Origin of the sequence: Erwinia sp. V71 (assembly GCF_965644245.1) — a bacterium.
Classification (GTDB): Bacteria; Pseudomonadota; Gammaproteobacteria; order Enterobacterales; family Enterobacteriaceae; genus Erwinia.
In genome coordinates, this window is the sequence record NZ_CBFFRK010000001.1 from 67483 (window position 1) to 93931 (window position 26449).

Consider the following 26449-nt stretch of genomic DNA (forward strand, 5'->3'; position numbering starts at 1 on the left):
CGCGGATTGTAGCATTAGTTACGGCAACGCACTAATTATTCTCCGGTGGCAGCCCGGCGCGAAAAAAGCCGCCCCGCAGGACGGCTGAAAAACAGTGTTTTTCTGTTCCGGTTAAAGGAACTTAGTGATCAGTTCCAGCAAAGCCGCAACCAGATTAAGCAGAGCAGTAAACAGCCCCAGCATAACCCGCACCTCCATCGCTGTGGCGCGTAACTTTACCTATGCCTTTCCTCCAGTCGCCCATCCGGCATACGTTCCGCTTCTGTTTAGAAAGAGGGATGCCACGCTACCCGTTAAGGACTGCCAGCACCACCCGAACAGCTGGGACTTATTTCATATTCAGTCAGTGACAAATGTATGGCTACTGAATACGGTTTCACGAGGCACATTTCTAAACGGGTGAATTTTAACCATTTCACACTAAAAGGCATAGAGGATTTGTCATTTTTTAACCAGCGAGATAGAATTAAGGCGTTTAGAAAGAGGAATGCCATACTGTGACTCCGCAGGCCACCAACCTGACTGCTCACAGAAAGCAAAAAGCCCCGTCACATAACGGGGCTTTTTTGTGTCTGACGCCAGCGTAACTTAGCTGCGCTTCTTCTGTGCCGCACGCGCCGGTTCTTTCGCCAGCAATGACACCAGCGCTGGCCCCGCCAGCATCAGCAGACCAATCACCGCCAGCAGCAGGTTGTTGTGGATCACCCGCGACAGCAGGAACAGCACCAGCATCGCGGCACCAAAATAGTAAGTGGTGGTGACATCTTCAAGAAAATCACCGACATTACGCAGCCGCGCCACACGCTGGGTCAGCAGCATAGTGATAAATACCGCGCCATACATGGCCAGCATCACCATGCTGACCTGAATCAGCGCCTGATGCTTCCAGCCCCAGACAAGGGCTGCGATCAGCAACAGATGCAGTGAAATATGTACACAGGTTTGTCCGGTGACAATCTGAATACGGTTAGACCATTTCATCAATTTCTCCTGGCAGACCCAACAGAGGTCGCCCAAGCTGTTACCGGCGAAAGCGCCAGTGACGAATCCCCTCAGATTACCGCAAATTTCGGATAATGCCGCAATTTACTGCTCGCATCGCCACACATTTGTGACAAAGACTACACTTTACCCTTAACAAATCGAAAAGGAGAGCGCGCACAGTATGTCACAAAATGCGCACGGATTTTCATTTAAAGTCCTGACGATTAACACCCACAAGGGTTTTACTGCCTTAAACCGGCGCTTTATCCTGCCGGAGCTGCGTGAAGCCGTACGCGCCACCGCCGCGGATATTGTCTTCCTGCAGGAAGTCATGGGCACCCATGAAACGCACCCGCTGCGCGTGGAGAACTGGCCCGATACCCCGCATTACGAGTTTCTCGCTGACACCATGTGGAACGATTATGCCTATGGCCGTAATGCCGTCTATCCCGAAGGCCACCATGGTAACGCGGTGCTGTCGCGTTTTCCCATCACTGCGTATGAGAACCGCGATATTTCAGTGCCGGACAGTGAAAAGCGCGGCATGCTTTACTGCCAGATGCAGGTGCCGGGACGTGAAATCACGCTGCATATCATCTGTGTGCATCTGGGGTTGCGTGAGGCGCACCGCAGCGCACAAATGGCGATGATGTGCGAACTGCTGCAGTCGTTGCCTGCCGATGCCCCTGTGGTGGTCGCGGGTGATTTTAATGACTGGCAGCTGCGCGCCAGTGACCAGCTGAAAGCCTGCGCGGGTCTTGAGGAAGTGTTCAGCCGTCAGAACGGGCGTCCGGCACGCACCTTCCCGGCGCGCTTCCCGTTACTGCGCCTTGACCGCATCTATGTGCGTAACGCCAGCGCCAGTCATCCGCAGGCGCTGCCGCGCAAACCCTGGTCCTATCTTTCCGATCATGCGCCGCTGGCGGTGGAGATACACCTATGACGATGCAATGGCGTAGTGGCAACCGCATCCGGTTGCTGGAGAACGGTGAAGAATTTTTTCCGCGCGTGTACGGTGCGATTCAACGCGCGCAACAGAGCCTGTTGCTGGAAACCTTTATCTGGTTTGAGGATGAGGTCGGGCAGCAATTGCACCGTGAGCTGCTGGCGGCCGCACAGCGCGGGGTCAGGATTGAGATAATGGTCGATGGCTACGGTTCGCACGACCTGTCGTCCGATTTTCTCGCCAGCCTCACCGCCGCGGGTGTGCGCTTTATCTGGTACGATCCACGCCCCCTGCTGTTCGGTATGCGCACCAATGTGTTCCGCCGCCTGCACCGCAAAACGGTGGTGGTGGATGGCGAAATTGCCTTTGTCGGCGGTATTAACTTCTCCGCCGAACACAACAGCAGCTACGGCCCGCAGGCGAAGCAGGATTATGCCGTCGAGGTGAAAGGCCCGGTGGTCGGCGATATTGCGCGTTACGTACAGCAACAGTTCGGCAGTGAACAGGCCACGCGCCGCTGGTGGGGCCAGCGTTCGAATCCGCTGGCGCGCAACCCTACCCCAGGCGATGCTCAGGCGCTGTTTGTTTTCCGTGATAACGATCAGCACCGTGACGATATTGAGCAGCACTACCTCGATATGCTGCGCACCGCGCGCCACGAAGTGATTATCGCTAACGCCTACTTTTTCCCCGGCTATCGTTTGCTGCGCGAAATGCGCAATACCGCGCGGCGCGGGGTGAAAGTGAAGCTGATTGTGCAGGGGGAACCGGATATGCCGATTGTCAAAGTGGGCGCCGAGCTGCTGTATAACTGGCTGGTGGATGCCGGAGTGGAGGTGTATGAATACATCCGTCGTCCGCTGCATGGCAAAGTGGCGGTGAAAGATCAGCAGTGGGCGACCGTCGGTTCGAGCAATCTCGATCCGCTCAGCCTGTCGCTGAATCTGGAAGCCAATCTGATGATCCACGACCGCCAGTTTAATCAGCAGCTACGCACTAACCTCGAACGGCTGATGCAGGAAGACTGCCTGCGGGTTGATGAGAGCCAGTTACCGCCGCGCAGCTGGTGGCAGCTGAGTAAAAGTGTGGTGGTGTTCCACTTCCTGCGCCACTTCCCGGCGATTGCTGGCTGGCTGCCTGCTCATACCCCAAAGTTAGCGCTGGTGGAACCGCCGGTACAGCCGGAAATCGAAACCCAGGATCGCGTGGGCAATGACAGCCAGGAGGCGAAATCCTGATGAGCAAACCTCACCCGCGCTGGAAGCTGATAAAAAAAGGGCTGACCGGGCTGTTTTTCCTGGCGGTGATCGTGTTGCTGGTGCTGTATGCGCGCAAGCTTGACTGGGAAGAAGTATGGCAGGTGATTGCTAACTACAATCGCACCACCATTCTCGCCGCCAGTGCGCTGGTGGTGGTCAGCTACCTCACTTATGGTGTCTACGACCTGATTGGCCGTGTCTACTGCGGTCACAAACTGGCGAAACGTCAGGTAATGCTGGTGTCGTTTATCTGCTATGCCTTTAATCTGACGCTCAGCACCTGGGTGGGCGGCGTCGCTATGCGCTATCGACTCTATTCCCGCCTGGGTCTGCCTGGCAGCACCATCACGCGCATTTTCTCCCTGAGTATCGCCACTAACTGGCTGGGTTATATCCTGCTGGCAGGGGTGGTGTTTAGCGGGGGCATGGTGCCGGTTCCGCAGGGCTGGTTTATTGGTGATGGCACGCTGCGTATTATCGGCGTGGCGCTGCTGGCACTGGTGCTGCTGTATCTCGCGTTATGCACCTTTTCAAAGCGCCGCCGCTGGACGGTGCGCGGACAACGTCTGGCGTTGCCATCGCTGCGTATGGCGCTGTTGCAGTTTGCTGTCTCCAGTGCGAACTGGCTGGTGATGGGCACCATTATCTGGCTGTTACTGGGGCAGCGCGTCGACTACCCGGTGGTACTGGGGGTACTGCTGATCAGCAGTATCGCCGGGGTGATTATTCATATTCCGGCCGGAATTGGCGTGCTGGAAGCGGTGTTCCTGGCGCTGCTGAGCGGCCAGCATGCCTCGCACGGCGCGATTATCGCCGCGCTGCTGGCGTACCGCGCACTTTACTTTATCGCCCCGCTGCTGCTGGCGTTAGTGATGTATCTGTGGCTGGAAGGACGTGCCAGTTCACTGCGCAAAAAGAATGGAATTAATGGTAACCCGTCGGCATAAACAAAGGGGGACGGCTGTTACCGTCCCCTGCAGCTTTAGCGGCGATTGCCGAAGATACGTAACAGCATCAGGAACAGGTTAATAAAGTCGAGATAGAGCGTTAACGCGCCCATAATCGAGAAGCGACGCATATTCTCTTTATCATCGGCATTAATCCACTCACCGATATTTTTCAGCTTCTGCGTGTCATACGCCGTCAGGCCGACAAACACCACCACGCCGATATAGGTCACGGCCCACATCAGCGCCGGACTCTTCAGCCAGATATTGACCAGCGACGCCAGCACAATACCGATCAGCGCCATAAACAGCATGCTGCCCATACCGCTTAAATCACGTTTCGTGGTGTAACCCCAGGCACTCATCGCACCAAACATCCCGGCGGTGATAAAGAAGGTGCTGGCAATCGAAGAGTAGGTATAGACCAGGAAAATACTGGCCATCGTCAGGCCAGTCAGTGCCGAATAGAGCATAAACAGCCCGGTCGCCACTGCCCCGCTCATCTTCTGCACCATGCCAGACAGCACAAACACCAGCGCCAGCTGGGCAATAATCAGGCCGAAAAAGGTAATACGGTTAGCAAACACCAGCTCCATCACTGCAGGTGTGTTAGCCGCAAACCAGGACACAAAAGCCGTCAGCAGTAAGCCACAGGTCATCCAGCCATAGACCTGCGCCATATAGGTTTGCAAACCGACGTTCGCCTGCTGAACAATTGAACCGTTTGACCGTGGAAACCGATCCATGATGCGCTCCTTAGCGTGATAAGAAAAACCATTCACTTCCAGTCTGGCACACTCTGCCAGAGAGGGTTGTTAATGTCTGTTTACATTTTTTACCGCGTCACTACAGCGACGGCGATAAAGCTTGCTTATGGCAGACCGATAATAGCAGTAACACGGAGCAGGTTGTGGCAGGAAGCGGTAAGAAAAAAGTGCAGTACTTTAGCCATACCGGGGAATTCTAGCTTTAGCCTGCTGCATGATCGCAGGTTCACCTTAACCTGAAGCCTGTATGACGGTCACACCGGCATACAGGCCCCTGCCTCGCCCATCACTGCGGCTGATACGCCGGATACGTAAACAACAACAGATGCAACAGATTCAGGGCAAAGTGAAACAGGGCTGACACCCACAGCCGGCCACTCCACATCCATGCCAGGCCATAAATCACGCCCGCCAGACTGGCAAACACCACCAGCAACACGCCGCCCGCCAGATGACTGATACCAAATAATAAAGCCGTCAGCAGCAGGCCGGTGGTCGGCCCGGCAAGCTGGCTGAGACGCCGCTGCAGGTAACCGCGAAACAGCGCCTCTTCCGCCAGACTGACAAAGAACAGATTCGCCAGCATAAAGGACCCCAGCTAGGCGGGCGCATGCGGCTCAATGCGCAAACCGCCCAGCGCAGTCGCCAGCAACAGCAGCACGGGCAGACTGAGGATTAATGCGCCCCACCCGTAGTACGGCACCGTACGGCACTGCGGACGGATGGCAAACAGCGTCGGCAGGATCGCGAGAAACAGGAACGGGATCAGCGCCTTGTCGAAGTTGTAGTACATATTGAATGGCGCGCTCAGCTCACCGGCGCGCACCTGATCCAGTACTCGCGGGTTGTTAAACCCGGGCATAAAGTGGCTGAGCAGGTTGATGGCGATAAACAGCAGCCACAGCTCAGCGCCAATGGCAAACGGGCGCACATTGCGATAGCGGTGCAACAGCAGAGCAATCAATGCCACCATCGCCATCACCATCAGCCCGGCGATGCTGACAACACCAAGATAAGTCGCCCAGAGCGTCGCCAGCGCCAGCAAAAGCAGGCCGGTAAAACGATGAAAGCCCACAGCCAGCAGTGATGACGCAAGTAGAATCCACATAAAAAATCCTTTTTTATCATCGTGAGACGTAAAAAAACGCCCTGCCAGCAACGGCAGCGCGTTTATCTTAACCTTAGCGCTGAAATTTGGCATCAGCGACAAAGATCCGCTGAATGTGGTTTATTCCCAGCGCTGTGCGGCCTGCTGATCGCTGGCGCGCGATTCCACCCAGCGATCGCCCTGTGGCGTGGCTTCGCGCTTCCAGAACGGGGCGCGGGTTTTCAGGTAATCCATAATAAACTCGGCGGCGGCAAAGGCACTGCTGCGATGGGTGCCAGTGACGCCCACCAGCACAATCTCCTCACCGGGATACAGCGCGCCAATCCGGTGGATCACCGTCACCCGCTGCAGCGGCCAGCGCTGACGCGCTTCGTCAACAATCTCTTCCAGCGCTTTTTCGGTCATGCCCGGATAATGTTCCAGCGTCAGCGCAGAGACATCATCGCCCAGATTGTGGTTGCGCACTTTGCCGGTAAAGGTAACAACGGCGCCATCTTCATCACAGGCAGACAGCCACTGATACTCTTCGGCCATACTGAATGGCTGTGCTCCAACGCGAATTCGGGTTTCCATGGTTAACCTCCGGTGACCGGCGGGAAAAATGCCACTTCGTCACCCGCCTTCAGCCCGTGCTGCAGCGGCACCAGCGTCTGGTTCACCGCCGCCAGCAGCTTGCCGGACTCCAGCGCCAGCGCCCAGCGTTCCCCCTGCTCTGCCAGCGTCTGGCGCAGTGTTTCCACATCAGTAAACTCAGCAGGCATCTCCAGCTGGCTGACGCCCACCAGCTCACGCACCTGAGCAAAGAACAGCACCTTAATCATGACTGACCGCCTGAAAATCGCCGGATTTGCCGCCGCTTTTGCTCAGCAGACGCAGGCTGTCGATGACAATATCTTTCTGTACCGCTTTACACATATCGTAAATCGTCAGCGCCGCAACCGAGGCCGCAGTGAGCGCTTCCATCTCGACGCCAGTTTTCCCGGTTAAACGACAGCAGGACTCGACGCGCACCCGCTGCTGCTCCGGCTCAGCCGTCAGGGTGACTTCCACTTTGCTCAGCATTAACGGATGACACAGCGGGATCAGTTCCCAGGTGCGTTTGGCGGCCTGAATGCCGGCGATGCGCGCGGTGGCGAAGACATCCCCTTTATGGTGACTGCCATCAATAATCATCTGCAGGGTGTCGGCGTGCATCAGCACATACGCTTCGGCGCGCGCTTCCCGCACCGTCTCCTGTTTGGCGGAGACATCCACCATATGGGCTTCGCCTGCGGCGTTGATATGGGTTAATTGCGACATACTCAAATTTTCTTTAAATGCGAAACAAAATGACAGGGACGGGTACGCGCATCGAGCTGGTCGGCAATAATGCGTTCCCAGGCGCTGCGGCAGGCATTGGTTGAACCGGGCACGGCGAAGATCAGCTTCTCATTGGCCATACCCGCCAGCGCGCGTGACTGCAGCGTCGCGGTGCCAATCTCTTCCCAGGAGATCATACGGAACAGCTCACCGAAACCGTCAACTTCGCGGTCAAACAGCGGCTGCAGCGCTTCCGGCGTGCAGTTGCTGGCACTGAAACCGGTGCCGCCGTTAATCAGCACCACCTGCACATCTTTGCTGGCGATCCAGCGTGAAACGATAGCGCGGATGGCGTATTTGTTGTCCGCGACGATGGCATGGTCGACAACCTCGTGACCCGCTCCGCGGGCGGCTTCACGCAGATAGTCGCCGGAGGTGTCATTTGACGCGTCGCGGCGATCAGAAACGGTTAATACGGCAATTGCCGTCGGGATAAATACTGCATTCTCTTTAGCCATGCTGCTGCTCCATCGGTTAGCCACCAATAAAAGATAAATTCTGCGTAATGCCGGTATTACCCTGATGCAGGAAGTGAGTCTGCTTTTTACTGTTCAGACTGGCGGCGATGCGCGCCTGCAGCGCTTCCAGCTGATCGTCACTGGCCAGCAAATCACGTAACGGCACACCGCCGTCACCAAACAGACACAGATGCAGATTGCCGATGGCGGAGACGCGCAGGCGGTTGCAGCTGGCGCAGAAATCCTTCTCATACGGCATAATCAGACCAATCTCGCCCTGATAATCCTCATGACGAAACACCTGCGCCGGACCATCGCTGCGCTCACGCGCCTGCCGCTGCCAGCCCAGCGCCAGCAGGCGGTCACGAATCACTTCGCCTGAGATATGGTGGCGACGAAACAGGTCGCCGCCCTCACCGGTTTCCATCAGTTCGATAAAGCGCAGCTGAATCGGACGCGTGCGGATCCAGTCGAGGAAAGTATCAAGACTGTGATGGTTAAGGTTGCGCATCAGCACAGCATTGACCTTCACTTTGGCATAACCTGCGTCAAAAGCCGCATCGATACCGCGCATCACCTGGTAAAATTTGTCCTGACCGGTGATGGCATGAAACTGGCGGGCATCAAGGCTGTCGACACTGACATTGAGCGCCGTGAGGCCGGCATCACGCCACGCGGCGACATCTCGCTCCAGACGATAACCATTGGTGGTGACCGCCAGCTGACGGATGGCATGATTTTCCCGCACGGCGGCAATGATGTCGCAGAAATCGCGGCGCAGAGAGGGTTCACCGCCGGTCAGACGCACTTTTTCCGTACCGGAGGCGGCAAATGCGCGCGTGACGCGACGAATCTCCTGCAATGACAGGAAACTTTTATTGCTGACGCCCTGCGGTTTATAGCCGTCGGGCAGGCAGTAGGTGCAACGAAAGTTGCACACATCCGTGATCGACAGACGCAAGTAATAAAACTTGCGCGCGAAGTTATCTGTAAATTGTGACACCGCAACACCTTTCCAAAACGGGGAGGCGCAGTCATTTCTTCCTGCGCCCTGGCAGCTCAGTGGCTGCGGCCAGAGCACCATATCGCAAAGGACCCAGGTGCAAAGGCTACAGTGTCATTTGTCGTGGCTGACAAATGATGGCGAATAATAATTCTAACGCTAACGGCAGGGGGATACCACCAACACCTTTCGCTATATATTATGATATATAACGATTTTAAACGCATTTTCCCCACCCGTTCGGGTAAAATGCGCCACAAAAGAGAACACAGCACCGCGTTTTAGTCACCAGAGTGACTGATGTAAAAATACCGCGATCAACACGCGGCAGAAGAGAATAGTTCAGGAGGAATATGCGTAATCGCACGTTGGCGGATTTAGACCGCGTCGTCGCCCTTGGCGGCGGACATGGCTTAGGCCGGGTCATGTCGGCATTGTCGCCGCTCGGCTCGCGCCTGACCGGTATTGTCACCACCACCGACAATGGTGGCTCAACCGGGCGCATCCGCCGCTCTGAAGGCGGTATCGCCTGGGGTGATATGCGCAACTGCCTCAATCAGCTGATTACCGAACCCAGCGTGGCGTCAGCGATGTTTGAATACCGCTTTAGCGGCAATGGTGAACTGTCCGGCCACAATCTCGGCAATCTGATGCTGAAAGCGCTCGACCATCTCAGCGTCCGGCCACTGGAAGCGATTAACCTGATCCGTAATCTGCTGAAAGTCGACGCCTTTCTGATCCCGATGTCAGAGCAGCCGGTCGATCTGATGGCGACCGATGCCGAAGGGAATACGGTGTATGGTGAAACCGATATTGATCAGCTGAGACTGCCCCCCCAGGAGCTGATGCTGTCGCCGACGGTCAACGCAACGCGCGAAGCCGTGCAGGCGATTGCGGAAGCGGATCTGATTCTGATTGGCCCGGGCAGTTTCTACACCAGCCTGATGCCTGTATTGCTGCTGAGCGAAATGGCGCAGGCGCTGCGCCGCTCGCCGGCTACGATGGTGTTTATTGGTAATCTCGGACGCGAACTGAGCCCGGCGGCAGCCAGTCTGACGCTGGCTGACAAGCTGGCGTTGATGGAAAAACATATTGGTAAGCAAGTGATCGATGCTCTGGTTGTCAGCCCGCAGGCCAATATTCAGGGTGTGGAAGATCGTCTGCTAATCCGCGAGCCGCTGGAAGCCGCGGATATAAAATATCGTCACGATCGCCAGTTATTGCGTCAGGCGCTGGAGCATGCGATTCAGGCAATTAGCTGAGCATTACCGACATCGCCGATCTGTTCCCCTCCCCCACCTTGTGGGGGAGGGGGAGCCACCGCACCGGACTGCGTTGTCTGCTCCCTCATCCCAGCCTTTCCCCGTTTTACGGGGGAAGGGGCTGTCAGATGCTGACAGTTTGCCCGCTGCCTTTATTCGTGCAGAGCCATCACCTGTTGCCTGAACTCAGGACGCAGCAATAAACAGCTCACGCACCTCATGCAGCCGGTCACGTATCGCAGCCGCCTCTTCGAACTCCAGGTTTTGCGCATGCTGCTGCATCTGTGCTTCCAGTTCGTGGATTTTCTTCTGCAGTGCCTGCGGCGTCATTGCCAGATAGTTGCTGTCAGCCTCTTCCACCACTTTCGGCGCTTTACCGCGTCCTCTGGTTTTCGCTTTACCCGACCCCTGACCAATCTGCAGAATATCGGCGATTTTCTTGTTCAGACCCTGCGGCACAATGCCGTGTTCTTCGTTGTACTTCGCCTGCTTCTCGCGGCGACGTTCGGTCTCTTCAATCGCTTTCGCCATCGACGGCGTTATGCGGTCGCCATACAGAATCGCTTTACCATTGATGTTACGCGCCGCACGGCCAATGGTCTGGATCAGTGAACGTTCGGAACGCAGGAAGCCCTCTTTATCGGCATCGAGAATCGCCACCAGCGACACTTCCGGCATATCCAGCCCCTCACGCAGCAGGTTGATGCCCACCAGCACATCAAACTCCCCGAGACGCAGATCGCGGATAATCTCCACACGCTCAACGGTATCGATATCCGAGTGCAGATAACGCACCCGCTCGCCATGCTCGTCAAGATACTCGGTGAGATCTTCCGCCATACGCTTGGTCAGCACGGTCACCAGCACACGCTCGTTGATAGCCACACGCTTGCGGATCTCGGAGAGCAAATCGTCCACCTGCGTCGCGACAGGACGCACTTCTACCAGCGGATCGAGCAGAGCGGTCGGACGCACCACCTGATCAACAATATCGCCGCCGGATTTCTCCAGCTCGTAGTTGCCCGGCGTCGCCGAAACATAGATCGTCTGCGGTGCCAGCGACTCAAACTCTTCAAACTTCATCGGGCGGTTATCCAGCGCCGACGGCAGACGGAAGCCATACTCCACCAGCGTTTCTTTACGCGCGCGGTCACCGCGGTACATCCCACCCAGTTGCGGAATGGTGACGTGGGATTCGTCCACCACCAGCAGGCCATCAGCAGGCAGGTAGTCAAACAGCGTCGGTGGCGGCTCGCCCGGCCCGCGCCCGGAGAGGTAACGCGAGTAGTTTTCAATCCCGGAGCAGTAGCCCAGTTCGTTCATCATTTCTAAATCAAACTGGGTGCGCTGCGTCAGGCGCTGCTCTTCCAGCAGCTTATTGTTTGCCAGCAGCACCTGACGGCGCTCTGCCAGCTCCACTTTGATCTCTTCCATCGCCTGCAGAATGCGCTCGCGCGGCGTCACATAGTGGGTTTTCGGATAAACGGTGAAGCGCTGAATCACTTCCAGCTGCTGACCCGTTAACGGGTCAAACAGCGACAGGCGCTCCACCTCTTCATCGAACAGCTCAACACGCAACGCGATTTCGTCCGATTCCGCCGGGAAGATATCGATCACTTCACCGCGCACGCGGAAGGTGCCACGCTGGAACGCCTGGTCATTGCGGGTATATTGCAGTTCCGCCAGACGACGCAAAATGGCGCGCTGATCGATAATCATGCCGCGCGTCAGGTGCAGCATCATTTTCAGGTAAAGATCCGGATCGCCCAGACCGTAGATTGCTGAAACTGAGGCGACCACCACTACATCGCGCCGTTCCAGCAGCGCTTTGGTGGCCGACAGACGCATCTGTTCAATATGTTCGTTAACCGAGGCGTCCTTTTCGATAAAGGTGTCGGAACTCGGCACATAGGCTTCCGGCTGGTAGTAGTCGTAGTAAGAGACGAAATACTCCACCGCATTGTCGGGGAAAAACTCTTTCATTTCGCCGTACAACTGGGCGGCCAGCGTCTTGTTTGGCGCCAGCACCATGGTTGGCCGGTTCAGATTGGCAATCACGTTGGCGATGGTAAAGGTTTTGCCCGATCCAGTGACCCCAAGCAGTGTCTGATGGGCAAGACCATCTTCCAGCCCCTCTTCCAGACGGCGAATCGCCTCTGGCTGATCGCCGGACGGTTTAAATGCGGAGTTAAGTTTAAATACTTTGCTCATTGACGGACTACCTGAAGAAGAAGATCGCGCGAACCGGAGTGTAATTCTACTCGCCCTGGCTAATTTTTCCAGCACAAAAGACTGGATATAATTACAGCCATTTTGCCTAATGCTTCGCCAGAAAGCAAAGCGGAACTTTTACTCGCCATTATTGGGCAAATGCCTGTCACGCGTTGCGCAAGGTTATCCCCAGAAGGGTTGGTTCTTTAACATTTGTCAAGCACACTGTCGCGAAACCGTCATCTAAAAAAAGCCGGAAAAGCCTCAGGCTTGCTTTTCGATAACATGTTGATTTGATATCAGTTGTTTCCAGGGGCTGGATTCGCACCAGTTAGAGCGCAAGCCGCGTCCGCTCTCGTCTGTAGCAGGTTTTCAGAATCTAATGCACATGGTTATCCACAGGAATAGTGGATAACTGATGACAGCGCCCGAAACATCAGCTGTGTATAAATATCCCTTGCCCCTTCTTAACGGGGCAAAATATTTTTTTTTCGCTTTTTTTCAGCTTTGCTTAGCGCCAGCAGAAGTAAGAGATGCACAACTTTGTCTGAGATTCCAGTACCTTTTACCATTACCTTGTGTGATTACTGCTGGTGCGAAAATGTCACGTCAGCGACACTTTGCACCACCCTACAGGCAGGTCAGGCACTGCAACAGTGCAGCCACTCTGTTTCCCCTACGCAATTGTTTAGCGTCTCTCATCATTGATAGCGTGTTACATCGACCCTTCGCGTAAAAAAACCACCGCTGCACCATTTCTGGCCTGTTAATTGCAACACCTCAGTACCACCTCGCGCTTTCGGCAGACCAGAACAATAAGTACGCAGCGGAGGCCAAACGTTGTACGCCATTTTATGACGGTTCGTTACAGGCCAGGGACGACGGCACCATCGCAATATTGTCTGGAAGGAGAGTGTCAGATGTTAAGTTTACGGGCAGTAAATCAGTTTTATGGTCAGAACCATATTTTATGGGACGTTGACCTCGATCTGCCGCCGGGCACCTGCACCGGCGTGCTGGGTCGCCCTGGCATGGGCAAAACCACACTGGTCAATTGCATTATGGGCAATGTACCGGTTAACAGCGGCAGCATGACCTGGCAGGAAGCGGGCTCGCCGCCGCAAAACCTGCTGCTGCAGCCGATGGAAACCCGGGTACGTATGGGGATCGGTTATGTCCCGCAGGGGCGGCAAATCTTCTCGCAGCTGAGTGTCGAAGATAACCTGCTGATCGCTCTGCTGGCGGGGCAGGATGACCGCCACCGTGCCATCCCGCAGATGGTTTATGATCTGTTTCCGGTACTGTGGTCCTCACGCCACCAGCGCAGCGGCGAACTGCCCTCCCACCAGCAGCAACAGCTGGCGCTGGCGCGCGCACTGGTGCTGCAACCCAAGCTGCTGATCCTTGATGAGCCGATTGAGGGCATGTCACCATGGCTGGAAGAGGAGATGGGTAATCTGATTCACCGCCTGAACCACGATTTCGGCCTGACGATTCTGCTGCTGGAGCAGCGTCTGTCGTTTATTCGTCGGGTAGCGGATTACTTCCTGCTGCTGCATTGCGGGCGCAATGTGGCGCAGGGCAAAGTGGCGCAGCTGGATGACAGCATGGTGAATATGTGGCTGGCGGTGCCCTGAACGCGCGGGACGGAGAACATCGTCCCGCGCACCAGGTTACTCAGGCAGACGCAGATAACCGCCCAGCTGGTCAAATGACGCGCTGTCGGTAAGATACGGAATTTCGCCGAGGAATGGCGCCTCCAGCAGCCGTTGCAGGATTGTCAGGTACTCCTGATGACGTCTGCCCGGCGGTTGTATATCGCTGGCAATCCAGCCCGCAAAAGGCAGCCCTGCGGCGGAAATCGCCTGCGCGGTCAGCAGCGCATGGTTGATACAGCCGAGACGCATCCCCACCACCAGAATCACCGGCAACTGTTCCGTTACCACCCAGTCGGCATAGCTGTGCTGCTCAGAGAGCGGCGTAAACCAGCCTCCGGCCCCTTCGGTTAACACCCAGTCTGCCTGCGCGCTGAGATGCGCCAGCCCGGCAGACAGCCGGGAAAAGGTGATCGGCTGACCGCTTTCGGCGCTGACAATATGCGGCGATGTCGGCTCAGAAAATGCCAGTGGATTCACCTCCTCATACGCCAGCGGCAGCGCGCTGTGTTTCTGCAAGGTCAGCGCATCACTGTTACGCAGCCCGTCAGGCGTCATCTCACATCCCGACGCTACCGGCTTATAGCCCACAGCACGCCAGCCTGCACGGACTGCCGCCTGCAGCAACGCGCTGCTGGCGACGGTTTTCCCCACTTCAGTATCGGTTCCGGTTACAAACCAACGTTTAGTCACAACGAAATCACTCCAAACACTAAATGGTAACTGAGCAGACAACCCCGCTCGTCGCGTCGCCAGGCGCTCTCCAGCTGCTGCAGACGCTGCCGCGTCATCAGCCCGTGGCGACGTCCTTCATGCAGATGCGTGGCGCCGATGCCTTTCAGCGAGTGCATCGCGGCCAGCACATCGGGAAACGCCAGCGTCAGATGCTGCTCACTCAACTGCACGTGATGATGCGCGCAGGCAGCAGTAATCTGCTCCATGCTCAGAAAACGGTTTACATGCCCGGCATCATCAATCTGCCGCCAGGCATCGCGCACTTCGCTAAGCGAATCTGCCGCCAGCGTCGAGAACAACACCGTGCCGCCGCGTCGCGTCACCCGGCACAACTGATTCAATGCATGGGACAAATCATCACACCAGTGCACCGCCAGGTTGCTCCAGCACAGGTCCACTGCACCATCGGGTAGCGGTAACGCATCGATATCGCCCTGCAGATAGCGATCGGCGCTGTGGCGGCTTTCGGCTTCCGCCAGCATCGCCGCAGAGAGATCGAGCGCCGTCACCTGCAACCCCTGCTGCTGCCAGCGCTGACTAAACCAGCCAGTGCCACAGCCCGCATCCAGTACGCTGCGATACCTCGTGACATCCGCCAGCGTCATCAGTTGTTCGCCACAGCGTCGCTGCAGTTCGGCATGCTGCTGGTAACTTTGCGCCGCGCGGCCAAACGCATTCGCCACCGCCTGTTTATTAACCTTTGGCGTCATACAGCGTCTCCAGTAATGCATCAATATCCTGCGCCTGATGGCGGGCATTGAGGGTAATGCGCAACCGCGCGGTGCCCGGAGGTACGGTGGGCGGACGGATCGCCGTGACCCAGCAGCCGCGCTGACGCAGCTGACTGGCCAGCGCCAGCGCCTGCTGGTTATCACCGATAATCAGCGGCTGAATCGCGGTGGAGGACTCTGCCAGGCGGAACGGCAATCCCTGCGCACCGCGCCGGAAACGGGCAATGTTTGCCGCCAGTTGCTGGCGCAACTCGTCACCCTGCTGCACCGCCTGCAATGACGCCTGCAGCGCACAGGCCTGCGCGGGCGGCATTGCGGTGCTGTAGATCAGATGACGGGCAAACTGTAGCAGATACTCCGCGGTATCCTCATCGCACAGTACCGCCGCACCGCTGAGACCAAAGGCTTTACCAAAGGTCACGACCAGCAGAGGCGGCTTCACCTGCTGCTGCCAGCAGCTGCCGCGCCCCTGCTCGCCCACCACGCCGATGCCGTGCGCATCATCCACCAGCAGCCAGCTGCCGCTTTGTTGCGCCAGTTGCTGTAAGGCCGCCAACGGTGCGCTGTCGCCGTCCATACTGAACACACCCTCGGTCACCACCAGCGTGTCGCCCACTTCCTGTGGTGTCAGCAGTTTTTGCAGACTGGTGGCCTGATTGTGGGCAAAACGGCGCAGCGCCGCCGGGCTATGGCTGGCGGCTTCCAGCAGCGAAGCATGCGCCAGCTTATCGGCAAAGATGCGGTCCTGTTTCCCCGTTAACGCGGCAATCAGCGCCTGATTAGCGGCAAAACCGGAGATAAACAGCAGCGCACGTGAATACCCCAGCCAGTCCGCCAGTTGCGCTTCCAGTTCCGCGTGCGGGCGGCAATAACCGGTGATATGCCCGGAACCGCCTGCGCCGACGCCGTATTGCTGCGCCCCCTGCTGCCAGGCGGCAATCAGTCGCGGATCATGACTTAAGCCAAGGTAATCATTGCTGGCGAAATTGCGGTAACGCTGCCCTTCCACCGCCAGCCAGCGCGCATCGCCCTGCTGATTGATAATGCGCTGGCGCAGACGACCAGCGGCGCGCTGTTGCTGTAGCGCGTCGCGAATACGGTGTTGCCAGCTCATCAGACTGCCGCGTTATAAAACAGCTCAGTGTCGGCGTGCAACAGTTGGCCCGCCAGCGCCTGCTGTTGTTCGTTGTCGCCTGCGGCGGTGGTGGTATGTTCCGGATTCAGACCCAGCTTGCGGAACAGCAGCAGATCTTTATCTTCTTCCGGATTCGGAGTGGTCAGCAGTTTGCAGCCGTAGAAAATCGAGTTGGCACCCGCCATAAAGCACATTGCCTGCGTCTGCTCGCTCATCTGCTCACGCCCCGCCGAGAGACGAACATGAGAGGACGGCATCATGATGCGCGCAACGGCGATGGTACGGATAAAATCAAACGGTTCGACATCATCATTGTCCGCCAGCGGCGTGCCTTTCACCTTCACCAGCATATTGATCGGCACACTTTCCGGCGGCGTCGGCAGGTTTGCCAACTGCACCAGCAGACCGGCGCGATCGCTCACCGTTTCGCCCAGCCCGACGATACCGCCCGAGCACACTTTGATGCCCGCACCACGCACTTTATCCAGCGTATCCAGACGTTCCTGATAAGTACGGGTGGTGATGATGCTGCCGTAGAATTCCGGTGAGGTATCGAGGTTATGGTTGTAAAAATCGAGTCCGGCATCCGCCAGACGCTGCGCCTGACCGTCATTCAGCGTACCCAGCGTCATGCAGGTTTCCATCCCCATCGCTTTTACGCCACGCACCATCTGTTCGAGGTACGGCAGGTCACGATCGTGCGGGTTTTTCCATGCCGCACCCATGCAGAAACGGCTGGAACCGGCCGCTTTCGCCTTGCGCGCCGAGGCCAGTACCTCTTCCACTTCCATCAGACGCTCGGATTCCAGACCGGTTTTGTAGCGCGCACTCTGCGGGCAGTATTTACAGTCTTCCGGGCAGGCGCCGGTTTTAATCGATAACAGGGTGCTGACCTGCACCTGACGCGGGTCGAAATGCTGACGGTGTACCTGTTGCGCTTCAAACATCAGTTCGAGAAAAGGCTTCTCAAACAGTGCCTGCACCTGTGAGAGTGTCCAGCGTTGTGCCATTGCTTGCTCCAAAAAGTGTGTCATCTGTCTTTGCTGTTACGTTATACTTGTAAACTAAATCTTTTTATTTTGGTTTACAAGTCACGTTATGAACCCGTCTGACCTCGCTTTTGACCGCCAGCATATCTGGCACCCCTATACCTCGATGACCCGCCCTCTGCCCTGTTATCCGGTGGTCGCTGCGCACGGCGTGCATCTGCAACTGGCCGACGGACGCCAGCTGGTAGATGGCATGTCATCCTGGTGGGCGGCAATCCACGGCTATAACCATCCGCGGCTGAATCAGGCCCTGCAGACGCAGATGAGCAGCATGTCGCATGTGATGTTTGGCGGTATTACCCACCCGCCTGCAGTGGCGCTGTGCCGCCAGCTGGTAGCGATGACACCGCAACCGCTGGAGTGCGTATTTCTTGCGGATTCCGGTTCGGTGGCGGTGGAAGTGGCGATGAAAATGGCGCTGCAATACTGGCAGGCGCGTGGCGAGAAGCGGCAACAGTTTCTGACGCTGCGCCACGGTTATCACGGCGACACCTTTGCCGCGATGTCAGTGTGCGACCCGGACAATTCGATGCACAGTCTGTATCAGGGCTACCTGCCGACGCATCATTTCGCCGCCGCGCCGCAGTGCCGTTTTGATGATGAGTGGCGACCAGACGATGCCGATACGCTGGAGCAGTTAATCAGCCAGCACCATGATTCACTGGCCGCGGTGATCCTCGAACCGATTGTGCAGGGTGCTGGCGGGATGCGGTTTTATCATCCGCGTTATCTGCAGCGGGTGCGTGAGTTGTGTGACCGCTGGCAGGTTCTGCTGATTGCCGATGAGATCGCTACCGGTTTTGGCCGCACCGGTAAGCTGTTTGCCTGCGAACATGCCGGGATCGCGCCAGATATTCTCTGCGTCGGCAAAGCACTGACCGGCGGCATGATGACGCTTTCCGCCACGCTGACCACGCGTGATGTGGCCAATACCATCAGCAACGGTGCGGCGGGTTGCTTTATGCATGGCCCGACCTTTATGGGTAATCCGCTGGCCTGTGCGGTCGCCAGTGAAAGTCTGGCACTGCTGGCGGAAAATCACTGGCCCGCTCAGGTGGCACAGATTGAACAGCAGCTGCGCAGCGCCCTGCTGCCACTGCGTGAACATCCGGCGGTAGCCGATGCGCGCGTGCTGGGGGCGATTGGCGTGGTTGAAGTGCGCCAGCCTGTCGATATGGCAGCAATGCAGCAATTCTTTGTCGAACAGGGTGTCTGGATCAGACCGTTTGGCCGCCTGATCTATCTGATGCCACCGTATGTGATTGCTGCGGCCGAACTTCAGCGGCTGACCGATGCCATCAGTGCGGCCTTAAATCAGCCAGCGCTGTTTCAGCATCAGTAAGTGACATGGCTCCGGGCGTGAGTGGTGCTGATGCACTACGCTTTTTATCACTCACAGAGACAGGAGCCGAACAATGTCGCAGCAAAAAGATACCAACCGCCGCATCGTACTGGCGTCACGGCCGCATGGCGCGCCAACTGAAGCCAGTTTCCGCATTGAGCATGACTATGTCCCGCAACCCGCGGAAGGCGAAGTGTTACTCCGCACCGTCTGGTTGTCGCTGGACCCGTATATGCGCGGCAGGATGAGCGATGCCCCCTCGTATGTGCCGCCGATTGGCGTTAATCAGGTGATGGAAGCCGGGACCATCTCGGTGGTCGAGCAGTCGCGCCATCCTGATTTCAGCGCTGGCGAGTGGGTACTGAGCTACAGCGGCTGGCAGGACTTCGCCCTGTCGAATGGCAAAGGGCTGTTTAAGCTGAGCGGGCCGGTGCTGAAACACCCGACCTGGGCGCTGGGTATGCTGGGGATGACAGGTTTCACGGCATATATGGGGTTGCTGGATATCGGCCAGCCGCAGGCGGGCGAAACGGTAGTGGTGGCCGCGGCGACAGGTGCGGTGGGATCGATTGTCGGACAAATCGCCAAACTGAAAGGCTGCCATGTGGTGGGTATTGCCGGCGGTGCCGAGAAATGTCGCTATGCTGAGGAAGTGCTCGGTTTCGATACCTGTCTTGAGCATCACCAGAATGGTCTGGAAGAGCGGCTGAAGCGCTACTGCTCGCAGGGCATTGATGTCTATTTTGAAAACGTGGGTGGCAAGGTGTTTGACGCCGTGCTGCCGCTGATGAACAGCAAAGGCCGAATCCCGCTGTGCGGACTGATTGCCGACTATAATGCCACCGAGCAGTCGTCTGGCCCGGATCGTCTGCAGGCATTTCAGAGCGCCATCCTGCGCAAACGCCTGCGCGTACAGGGTTTTATCATCACCCAGGATTACGCTCATCGCTTTGACGAATTTTTCCGGCAGATGAGTCAGTGGGTGGCGCAGGATCGTTTTGTGTTCCGCGAAGATGTGGTGGATGGCCTCGACAATGCGCCGGAAACCTTTATCGGCATGCTGGAGGGCAAAAACTTCGGCAAAGTGCTGATTCGGGTGGCGGCGGATAAACCCGGAGGTGGACAATGAAACTCCTGATGGTGTTGACCTCGCACGATACTCTGGGCGACACCGGCAGAAAGACCGGCTTCTGGCTGGAAGAGCTTGCAGCCCCGTACTATGTGTTTATCGATGCCGGCCTGAATGTGGTGCTGGCATCACCACTGGGCGGTCAGCCGCCAATTGATCCGGAAAGCGATAAACCGGATATGCAGACGGCCGACACGGACCGTTTTCGCCGCGACCCTATCGCGCAGCAGGCACTGGCGAATACGTTGCGGCTGGACACTATCGACAGCAGCCATTTTGATGCGCTGTTTTATCCTGGCGGCCATGGCCCACTGTGGGACCTGGCCGAAGAGAAAGCCAGCATTACCCTGGTTGAAAATTTCTACGCTAACGGTAAACCGGTTGGTGCGGTATGCCATGCGCCTGGTGTGCTGCGTCATGTGAAAACCGTTGATGGCAAACCGCTGGTCGAAGGCAAACGCGTGACGGGATTCACCAACAGTGAAGAGCATGCCGTCGGTCTCAGGGATGTGGTGCCTTTCCTGGTGGAAGATGAACTGAAGCGGCTGGGCGCAAAGTTTGAACATACTGATAACTGGGGAGTGTATACCCTGCGCGATGGACATTTAGTCACCGGGCAAAACCCGGCATCATCAGCAGCAACGGCGGAATAACTGCTGAAGTTGTTGCATCTGTGAGACTGACCGCGCAAGCAAAAAGGCTCGAACGTTAACCCAGGGTCTTGTCCTGGAATTTACCTTTAGATTTTGACGTGGAACTTATCTTTAGATGTTGACCTGGATTTTGACTTTCAGGAGGCGTCGCAAGCGCTGAGGAAAAACGGCTGACCGGGACGAGCGACAGGGACGTCGCGAGAGGTGTGGCCGCGCAGGGAGCGCGTCCACACAGGTCCTCAGGGAAGACGTTTTGACGAAGGCACCCGCGCAGCGGGCGCTGGAGCCACCGGAAGCGCGGATTGTTAAGGGCCGCGCTTTCGGCCCTTAACTCGCTCGCCGCGTGGGCGAGCGAAACGCCCCTGACCTGGCCTTTAAGCCTTTAAGCCTTTAAGCCTTTAAGCCTTTAAGCCTTTAAGCCTTTAAGCACTAAAGACTCACCCCTTCAACTGATGAACCACCACCCACATCGGCCCCTGCCCTACCGCATAACGCGCCAGCGGGGTCAGTTTGCCCTGCTCACCGGCAATCTGATACACCTCGATGTGGTGCGATTTCTGTCCGGCAGCGATCAGATACTTACCGCTATGGTCGATATTAAAGCCGCGCGGTTGTTCTTCGGTTGGCTGATGCGCCACCAGCGCAATCGACGCACCATCTTCACTGACGGTAAAGGCAGTGACGATGCTGGCGGTACGGTCACAGGCATACAGATGACGGCCATCTGGCGTCAGGTGGATATCCGCCGCCCAGCGGGTACCGCTGAAATCAGATGGCATCAGATCCAGGCTCTGCACACGCGACACTTCGCCATGGGCATTTTTCAGCTGCCAGACATCCACGGTGCTGTCCAGTTCATTGACGCAGTAGGCGTATTGCTGGTTCGGGTGGAATGCCATATGGCGTGGACCTGCGCCCTGCACGGACTTGATTTCGCTCTGTGCGTGCGGTGTCAGTTTGCCGTCGTTCAGGTCGAAAATGCAGATACGATCCTGCAGCAGCGCAGGCACAAACAGGGTGCGGTTGCTGATATCGATATTCGCGGAGTGGCAGCCTTCCAGGCCTTCAATCACCTGGCTCGGCGCCTGCGGCAGACCATCGTCGCCAATCGGGCTGATGCTGACCGCTGCACCGTTGTAAGACGCAGCAAACAGGTAACGACCGCTGCGGTCAGTAGAGATATGGCTTGGGCTGCCTGGCAGCGGCGCATGGCCTGCTTCGCTCAGCGTGCCGTCCTGCGCGATGCGGAAAGCAATCACGCGGAAGTCAGGGCGTGCACCCACGTAGAGGAAATCTTTCGTCGGACTCACCACCATCGGCTGCACCTGTCCGGCAACGTCAACCACCTGCAACAGCGCTAACGCGCCCTGATCGTTTAGCTGCCAGACATGGATCTGCTGGCTCTCAGGGCTGGCGGTGTAGACAACTTGTTTCATGAATGCTCCTTGTTCAATGGCTGAAAGTGAGAACCAGGCTCATCAGGTACTGTACCTGTCGCAAAGCGCAGCCTGGTAACGGGTGTCCGTCAGTGTGACCCCGGCGTTGCCGGTTTGGTCGAATGCACAGCAAGGTGTAGTATCATTAATTCTCTAATAATTACCACCGGAATGACTCATGAGCTATCGCGTTATCGCCCTGGATCTCGACGGCACCCTGCTGACTGCGAAGAAAACTATCCTGCCGGAATCACTGGAAGCGCTGGCGCAAGCCCGCCAGGCTGGCGTAAAAGTGTTGATCGTCACGGGTCGCCACCACGTGGCTATCCATCCTTTTTATCAGGCACTGGCGCTGGATACACCTGCAATTTGCTGTAATGGCACTTATTTGTATGATTATCAGGCAAAAAAGGTGTTAAGTGCCGATCCGTTGCCGGTCGCGCAGGCGCAACAGGTGATTACCATGCTCGATGAGCAGGCTATTCACGGGCTGCTGTATGTCGATGACGCGATGCTGTATGAAACAGAAACCGGGCATGTCACGCGCACCATGAACTGGGCGCAGTCGCTGCCGGAACATCAGCGTCCGGTGTTCCGCAAAGTGGCCAGTCTGAGTGCGGCGGCAGATGAGGCCGAATCGATCTGGAAATTCGCCCTGTCGCATCCGGATACCCGTGCGCTGCAGCAGTTTGCCGATAAAGCGGAGCAGGAGATCGGTCTGGCCTGTGAATGGTCGTGGCATGATCAGGTGGATATCGCCCGCGCCGGTAACAGCAAAGGTAAGCGTCTGGCGCAGTGGGTGGCTTCTGCGGGTTATCAGATGAGCGATGTGCTGGCCTTTGGCGATAACTATAACGATCTCAGTATGCTGGAAACCGTGGGTCTGGGTGTGGCGATGGGTAATGCGGATGATGCCATTAAAGCGCGCGCTCACCGGGTGATTGGCACCAATATGGAGCCAGGTATTGCTGAGACGATTTATCGCGAAGTGTTGTAATCGTTTGCCACCCTGCTCAGGGGGACTGCTTTAAGTCCTGTGCCTGATTAGGGTGGTCGCTGTCGGGTTGGTGTATGCCAGGAGTGGTCGGTGCATGCAAGGGGTGGTCGCTGTCAGTGCTGTGCCTGCTCAGGGAACGCGGTCAGCTACGAAAAGTCGCTTTTCGTCATCCATGACCGCTCGGCCCGCGCCGTCCATGGCGCGGGACGCTTTCCTCCGCTGACCGTGTTCCCTGTGCGTTGAGCATATTGGTTGCGGCAAGATTCATTGTGCATCGTGCTTTGGGTTTGTCAGCACCAGCGCAATCACGCACCCTACGGCGTAATCGACACGCTCTTAATCTGCGCGTAGAGCCACATCCCCGGTTTAATCGCCAGCTCATCGCGCGCCCAGGGCGTAATCCGCGCCCACAGCTCGCGATTGCCAATCTGCAGTTTCACTTCCACCTGCTCATCAATATCCAGCAGCTCCACCACCTGCGCAGGCACCACATTGCGGATACTGCTATGCTTCGGCGGCTGCAGCACCAGCGACACATCAGCTGCACGGATACGGATACGCAGCGACGTTTTGGCCGGGGCATCAATCTGGCTGACCCAGATATGCTGACCACCGAGTCCCAGCGCCGTCATCGCATAGTGCGGATGCTGCTCCAGCACCTGTACACGCAGCACGCTGCTCTGATCGGCACGCGGCAGCCACGGACGCATGGCACTGCTGACCCACACTTCTTCCAGCGGGCCAAAGGCTTTCACTTTGCCCTGTTCCAGCACCAGCACGTTGTCTGCCAGATGCAGGATCTCATCGAGGCTGTGTGAGACATACAGCATCGGAATATCGACTTCGTTCGCCAGCGTCTGCAGATAAGGCAGCAGTTCGCGTTTACGCGGGATGTCCAGCGACGCCAGCGGTTCATCGAACAGCAGGATTTCCGGTGCCGTCAGCAGCGCACGACCAATCGCCACCCGCTGTTTCTCCCCGCCGGAAAGCGACCACGGGAAACGCTGCAGCAATGCCTCGATACCGAGCAGTTGCACCAGCTTATCGAACTGCGGGCGCATGCTTTTCGCCATGCCATATTGCAGGTTGCCGCGCACCCGATAGTGCGGGAACAGGCGCGCATCCTGGAAGACATAGCCAACACGGCGCTGTTCCGGTGGCAAATGGATTTTCTTTTCGGCATCGCACAGCAGGCGATCATTGAGACGAATAATGCCTTTCTGCGGGCGGGTCAGGCCGCTAATGGCGTTAATCAGCGAGGTTTTCCCCGCGCCCGAGACGCCAAACACCGCAGTGATGCCCTGCGCCGGGATTTTCTGGTCAATCACCAGCTGGTGGTCACCCAGCTGCTGGGTAAAATTCAGCTCCAGCATTATGCCCCCAGCCGCTTGCGGCCCCAGCGGACCAGCCATTCAGACATCAACAGCGAAACCAGCGCCAGTACAATGGCAATCACACACAGACGCGCCGCCGCGTTTTCGGCACCCGGGGTTTCAATCAGGGTGTACATCGCCAGCGGGATGGTGCGGGTTTCACCAGGAATATTGGAAACGAAGGTAATGGTCGCGCCGAACTCGCCCAGCGAACGGGCAAAGCCCAGCACGGTGCCAACGATAATGCCGGGCAGCGTCAGCGGCAGTGTAATGGTGAAAAATACCCGCCAGCGCCCTGCACCCAGCGTACGTGCGGCCTGCTCCAGTTTGCTGTCCACGGCTTCCAGCGACAGCCGGATGGCGCGTACCATCAGCGGAAATGCCACCACCGCCGAGGCCAGCGCCGCACCGCGCCAGCTAAAGGCAAAGCTGAAGCCGAACCAGTCATACAGCCATTCGCCGATAAAGCCGCGCCGTCCCATGGCGATCAGCAGCAGATAGCCCACCACCACCGGCGGTAGCACCAGTGGCAGATGGATGATGCTGTCCAGCAAGGTTTTGCCAGGAAACTGACAACGCACCAGAATCCAGGCCATCAGCACCCCTAATGGCAAACTGCAAATCACTGCAACACCAGATACTTTCAGGCTGAGTTCCACCGCCTGCCATTCGAGGTCACTGAGCATCATTAACGTGGCGTAAATCCGTAACGTTTAAAGATAGCCGCCGCTTCCGGTCCTTTCAGATACTGGAAGAACGCCCTGACAGCCGCGGAGTTATGTTGTTTGACGATCGCCATCGGGTATTCCACCGGTTTATGGCTGTCGGCCGGGAACGTTCCGACCACCGTCACTTTGTTGCTGGCAACGGCGTCAGAGCCGTACACGATACCGTAAGGGGTTTCATTACGCTCCACCAGCGCCAGTGCCGCACGCACGTTGTTGGCACGCGCCATCACCGGCGACAGGGTATCCCATGCGCCAAGGTTCTGTAACGCTTCTTTGGCGTAAATGCCGGCCGGGACATGGTCCGGATCGCCCACTGCCAGACGCTGACCTTTCAGCAGCGCTTTCCAGTCGGTGGTTTTGCTGATCGCCACTGGCTGTGGTTTTTCCGCCGCTGGCGCAATCAGCACCAGTTCATTGCCTAACAGGGTATAGCGGGTGTTCTCTTCGACGGTTTTTTTGTCGATGGCGTAATCCATCCACTGCTGATCGGCAGAAATAAACAGATCGGCAGGCGCCCCCTGCTCAATCTGACGCGCCAGCGTCGAAGAAGAGGCAAAAGAAGAAACGATTTTTACTGATTTGCCCTGCTCGTACTGCGTGGCGATATCCTGCATGGCATTGGTCAGCGACGCAGCGGCAAATACCGTGATATTTTCCGCTGCAACGGCATGGCCAGCAACAGATGCAGTTAAGACCGCGCCGGCAAACCAGCGACTTAATGTGACAGACATAATACTCTCCGGGTTACGTTATATAGTTGATAATATAACGCTATCTTGCCTCAGCTGTCACAGGCTTTATCGGCAGAAACGGCGGGATGTTTACAGGTAAGTGCGGCGTCAGGGAGAAGAGAGAACAGGCTGGCGGTAGCAGAAAATGATAACGCCCGATTTTTCGGGCGTTAAGGAAAAGGTCTTACTGGCGATTTTTCGCCGGCTGGTCGTCGTGATGACCAATTTTTGAGATGACGTTAAACACTTCACCCAGGCCATAAATCGCGCCAAGGATCAGCGCCATCACTACGGGCACCATGATAACGGCCACGGCCATGCTTTTTAATAATTCAAACATCGAAGCCTCATCTGAATTGTGCAAAAAAACCATTGTAACGGCAGGAGAAAAAAGTGCACTGACCTTTTGTGCGTTTTACAATTGGCGCACCGTTCCCGGTAAGGAGAGACC

General features: G+C 57.0%; 26 protein-coding genes, 1 pseudogene and 1 riboswitch. Of the genes and pseudogenes, 9 read left to right on the forward strand and 18 right to left on the reverse strand.

Going from position 1 to position 26449, the window contains the following annotated elements:
- Positions 1–588: 588 nt before the first annotated feature.
- Positions 589–981, reverse strand: a complete 393-nt coding sequence (locus ACSZO1_RS00320; RefSeq protein WP_437608369.1) for a YbhQ family protein — start codon at positions 979–981, stop codon at positions 589–591.
- Positions 982–1165: 184 nt separating this feature from the next.
- On the opposite strand from ACSZO1_RS00320, the gene ACSZO1_RS00325 reads away from it, so the two are divergent.
- Genes ACSZO1_RS00325 through ACSZO1_RS00335 form a run of 3 tightly spaced genes read left to right on the forward strand, consistent with a single transcriptional unit; the run spans position 1166 to position 4136 of the window.
- Positions 1166–1927, forward strand: coding sequence for an endonuclease/exonuclease/phosphatase family protein (locus ACSZO1_RS00325; RefSeq protein WP_437608371.1), 762 nt, complete (start codon positions 1166–1168; stop codon positions 1925–1927).
- Entirely contained in the window at positions 1924–3168 is a 1245-nt protein-coding gene (clsB, locus tag ACSZO1_RS00330) for a cardiolipin synthase ClsB (RefSeq protein ID WP_437608373.1), read from the forward strand. The genes ACSZO1_RS00325 and clsB overlap by 4 nt, the downstream gene beginning before the upstream one ends.
- Positions 3168–4136 carry a lysylphosphatidylglycerol synthase domain-containing protein gene (locus ACSZO1_RS00335; RefSeq protein ID WP_437608375.1) on the forward strand — a complete coding sequence of 323 codons (969 nt, stop codon included), beginning with the start codon at positions 3168–3170 and terminating at the stop codon, positions 4134–4136. Before clsB ends, ACSZO1_RS00335 begins: the two co-directional genes overlap by 1 nt.
- Before the next feature lie 35 nt (positions 4137–4171).
- Here the strand turns inward: ACSZO1_RS00335 and ACSZO1_RS00340 are convergent, their stop codons facing one another.
- The 7 genes and pseudogenes from ACSZO1_RS00340 to moaA form a co-directional block, all read right to left on the reverse strand.
- Positions 4172–4882 (reverse strand): Bax inhibitor-1/YccA family protein, encoded by a 711-nt coding sequence (locus tag ACSZO1_RS00340; RefSeq protein ID WP_437608377.1) that lies wholly within the window; start codon positions 4880–4882, stop codon positions 4172–4174.
- Positions 4883–5189: 307 nt separating this feature from the next.
- Positions 5190–6011: pseudogene (locus ACSZO1_RS00345) on the reverse strand (CPBP family intramembrane glutamic endopeptidase).
- 120 nt (positions 6012–6131) lie between these two features.
- The gene (gene moaE / locus ACSZO1_RS00350) at positions 6132–6584 is read right to left on the reverse strand and encodes a molybdopterin synthase catalytic subunit MoaE (protein ID WP_437608379.1); all 453 of its coding nucleotides are present in this window, start codon (positions 6582–6584) and stop codon (positions 6132–6134) included.
- A gap of 2 nt (positions 6585–6586) precedes the next feature.
- Entirely contained in the window at positions 6587–6832 is a 246-nt protein-coding gene (gene moaD, locus ACSZO1_RS00355; protein ID WP_437608381.1) for a molybdopterin synthase sulfur carrier subunit, read from the reverse strand.
- A complete protein-coding gene (gene moaC, locus ACSZO1_RS00360; protein ID WP_437608383.1) occupies positions 6825–7310 on the reverse strand; it encodes a cyclic pyranopterin monophosphate synthase MoaC in 486 nt (161 codons plus the stop codon). Before moaC ends, moaD begins: the two co-directional genes overlap by 8 nt.
- Positions 7311–7312: 2 nt before the next feature.
- Positions 7313–7828, reverse strand: a complete 516-nt coding sequence (gene moaB, locus ACSZO1_RS00365) for a molybdenum cofactor biosynthesis protein B (protein ID WP_437608385.1) — start codon at positions 7826–7828, stop codon at positions 7313–7315.
- 16 nt (positions 7829–7844) lie between these two features.
- Positions 7845–8831: a GTP 3',8-cyclase MoaA gene (moaA, locus tag ACSZO1_RS00370; RefSeq protein WP_437608387.1), complete on the reverse strand. Its 987-nt coding sequence runs from the start codon at positions 8829–8831 to the stop codon at positions 7845–7847.
- Positions 8821–8956, reverse strand: a riboswitch (molybdenum cofactor riboswitch). Its footprint overlaps the gene before it by 11 nt.
- A 228-nt stretch (positions 8957–9184) precedes the next feature.
- Here moaA and ACSZO1_RS00375 point away from each other — a divergent pair.
- Complete coding sequence (locus ACSZO1_RS00375; protein ID WP_437608389.1) at positions 9185–10093, forward strand: gluconeogenesis factor YvcK family protein; 909 nt, start codon at positions 9185–9187, stop codon at positions 10091–10093.
- Positions 10094–10279: 186 nt separating this feature from the next.
- Here the strand turns inward: ACSZO1_RS00375 and uvrB are convergent, their stop codons facing one another.
- On the reverse strand, positions 10280–12304 hold the full coding sequence (gene uvrB, locus ACSZO1_RS00380) for an excinuclease ABC subunit UvrB (RefSeq protein WP_437608391.1): 2025 nt from the start codon (positions 12302–12304) through the stop codon (positions 10280–10282).
- 920 nt (positions 12305–13224) lie between these two features.
- Here uvrB and ACSZO1_RS00385 point away from each other — a divergent pair.
- Positions 13225–13941, forward strand: a complete 717-nt coding sequence (locus tag ACSZO1_RS00385; RefSeq protein ID WP_437608393.1) for an ATP-binding cassette domain-containing protein — start codon at positions 13225–13227, stop codon at positions 13939–13941.
- 36 nt (positions 13942–13977) lie between these two features.
- Here ACSZO1_RS00385 and bioD read toward each other — a convergent pair whose 3' ends face one another.
- The 4 genes from bioD to bioB are packed head-to-tail and all read right to left on the reverse strand — an operon-like array spanning position 13978 to position 17570.
- Complete coding sequence (bioD, locus tag ACSZO1_RS00390; RefSeq protein ID WP_437608395.1) at positions 13978–14652, reverse strand: dethiobiotin synthase; 675 nt, start codon at positions 14650–14652, stop codon at positions 13978–13980.
- Positions 14649–15404 (reverse strand): malonyl-ACP O-methyltransferase BioC, encoded by a 756-nt coding sequence (bioC, locus tag ACSZO1_RS00395; RefSeq protein WP_437608397.1) that lies wholly within the window; start codon positions 15402–15404, stop codon positions 14649–14651. The genes bioD and bioC overlap by 4 nt, the downstream gene beginning before the upstream one ends.
- Entirely contained in the window at positions 15388–16539 is a 1152-nt protein-coding gene (gene bioF / locus ACSZO1_RS00400) for an 8-amino-7-oxononanoate synthase (RefSeq protein WP_437608399.1), read from the reverse strand. The genes bioC and bioF overlap by 17 nt, the downstream gene beginning before the upstream one ends.
- On the reverse strand, positions 16539–17570 hold the full coding sequence (bioB, locus tag ACSZO1_RS00405) for a biotin synthase BioB (RefSeq protein ID WP_437608401.1): 1032 nt from the start codon (positions 17568–17570) through the stop codon (positions 16539–16541). Before bioB ends, bioF begins: the two co-directional genes overlap by 1 nt.
- A gap of 88 nt (positions 17571–17658) precedes the next feature.
- Between bioB and bioA the strand changes: the two genes are divergently transcribed.
- The 3 genes from bioA (at position 17659) to ACSZO1_RS00420 (ending at position 20733) form a co-directional block, all read left to right on the forward strand.
- On the forward strand, positions 17659–18951 hold the full coding sequence (gene bioA / locus ACSZO1_RS00410) for an adenosylmethionine--8-amino-7-oxononanoate transaminase (RefSeq protein ID WP_437608403.1): 1293 nt from the start codon (positions 17659–17661) through the stop codon (positions 18949–18951).
- A 73-nt stretch (positions 18952–19024) separates the two neighbouring features.
- Complete coding sequence (locus tag ACSZO1_RS00415; protein WP_437608404.1) at positions 19025–20080, forward strand: NADP-dependent oxidoreductase; 1056 nt, start codon at positions 19025–19027, stop codon at positions 20078–20080.
- Positions 20077–20733, forward strand: coding sequence for a type 1 glutamine amidotransferase domain-containing protein (locus ACSZO1_RS00420; RefSeq protein WP_437608406.1), 657 nt, complete (start codon positions 20077–20079; stop codon positions 20731–20733). The genes ACSZO1_RS00415 and ACSZO1_RS00420 overlap by 4 nt, the downstream gene beginning before the upstream one ends.
- Positions 20734–21170: 437 nt before the next feature.
- Here the strand turns inward: ACSZO1_RS00420 and pgl are convergent, their stop codons facing one another.
- A complete protein-coding gene (gene pgl, locus ACSZO1_RS00425; RefSeq protein ID WP_437608408.1) occupies positions 21171–22169 on the reverse strand; it encodes a 6-phosphogluconolactonase in 999 nt (332 codons plus the stop codon).
- Between the two features lie 178 nt (positions 22170–22347).
- Between pgl and ACSZO1_RS00430 the strand changes: the two genes are divergently transcribed.
- On the forward strand, positions 22348–23166 hold the full coding sequence (locus tag ACSZO1_RS00430; RefSeq protein WP_437608410.1) for a pyridoxal phosphatase: 819 nt from the start codon (positions 22348–22350) through the stop codon (positions 23164–23166).
- A gap of 314 nt (positions 23167–23480) precedes the next feature.
- Here ACSZO1_RS00430 and modC read toward each other — a convergent pair whose 3' ends face one another.
- The 4 genes from modC to ACSZO1_RS00450 all read right to left on the reverse strand — a co-directional run bounded on the left by modC (position 23481) and on the right by ACSZO1_RS00450 (position 26338).
- Positions 23481–24539: a molybdenum ABC transporter ATP-binding protein ModC gene (gene modC, locus ACSZO1_RS00435; RefSeq protein ID WP_437608412.1), complete on the reverse strand. Its 1059-nt coding sequence runs from the start codon at positions 24537–24539 to the stop codon at positions 23481–23483.
- Complete coding sequence (gene modB, locus ACSZO1_RS00440) at positions 24539–25228, reverse strand: molybdate ABC transporter permease subunit (RefSeq protein WP_437608414.1); 690 nt, start codon at positions 25226–25228, stop codon at positions 24539–24541. The genes modC and modB overlap by 1 nt, the downstream gene beginning before the upstream one ends.
- Entirely contained in the window at positions 25228–25998 is a 771-nt protein-coding gene (gene modA, locus ACSZO1_RS00445) for a molybdate ABC transporter substrate-binding protein (RefSeq protein ID WP_437608416.1), read from the reverse strand. Before modA ends, modB begins: the two co-directional genes overlap by 1 nt.
- A gap of 184 nt (positions 25999–26182) precedes the next feature.
- Positions 26183–26338, reverse strand: coding sequence for an AcrZ family multidrug efflux pump-associated protein (locus tag ACSZO1_RS00450; protein ID WP_437608418.1), 156 nt, complete (start codon positions 26336–26338; stop codon positions 26183–26185).
- Positions 26339–26449: the final 111 nt, after the last annotated feature.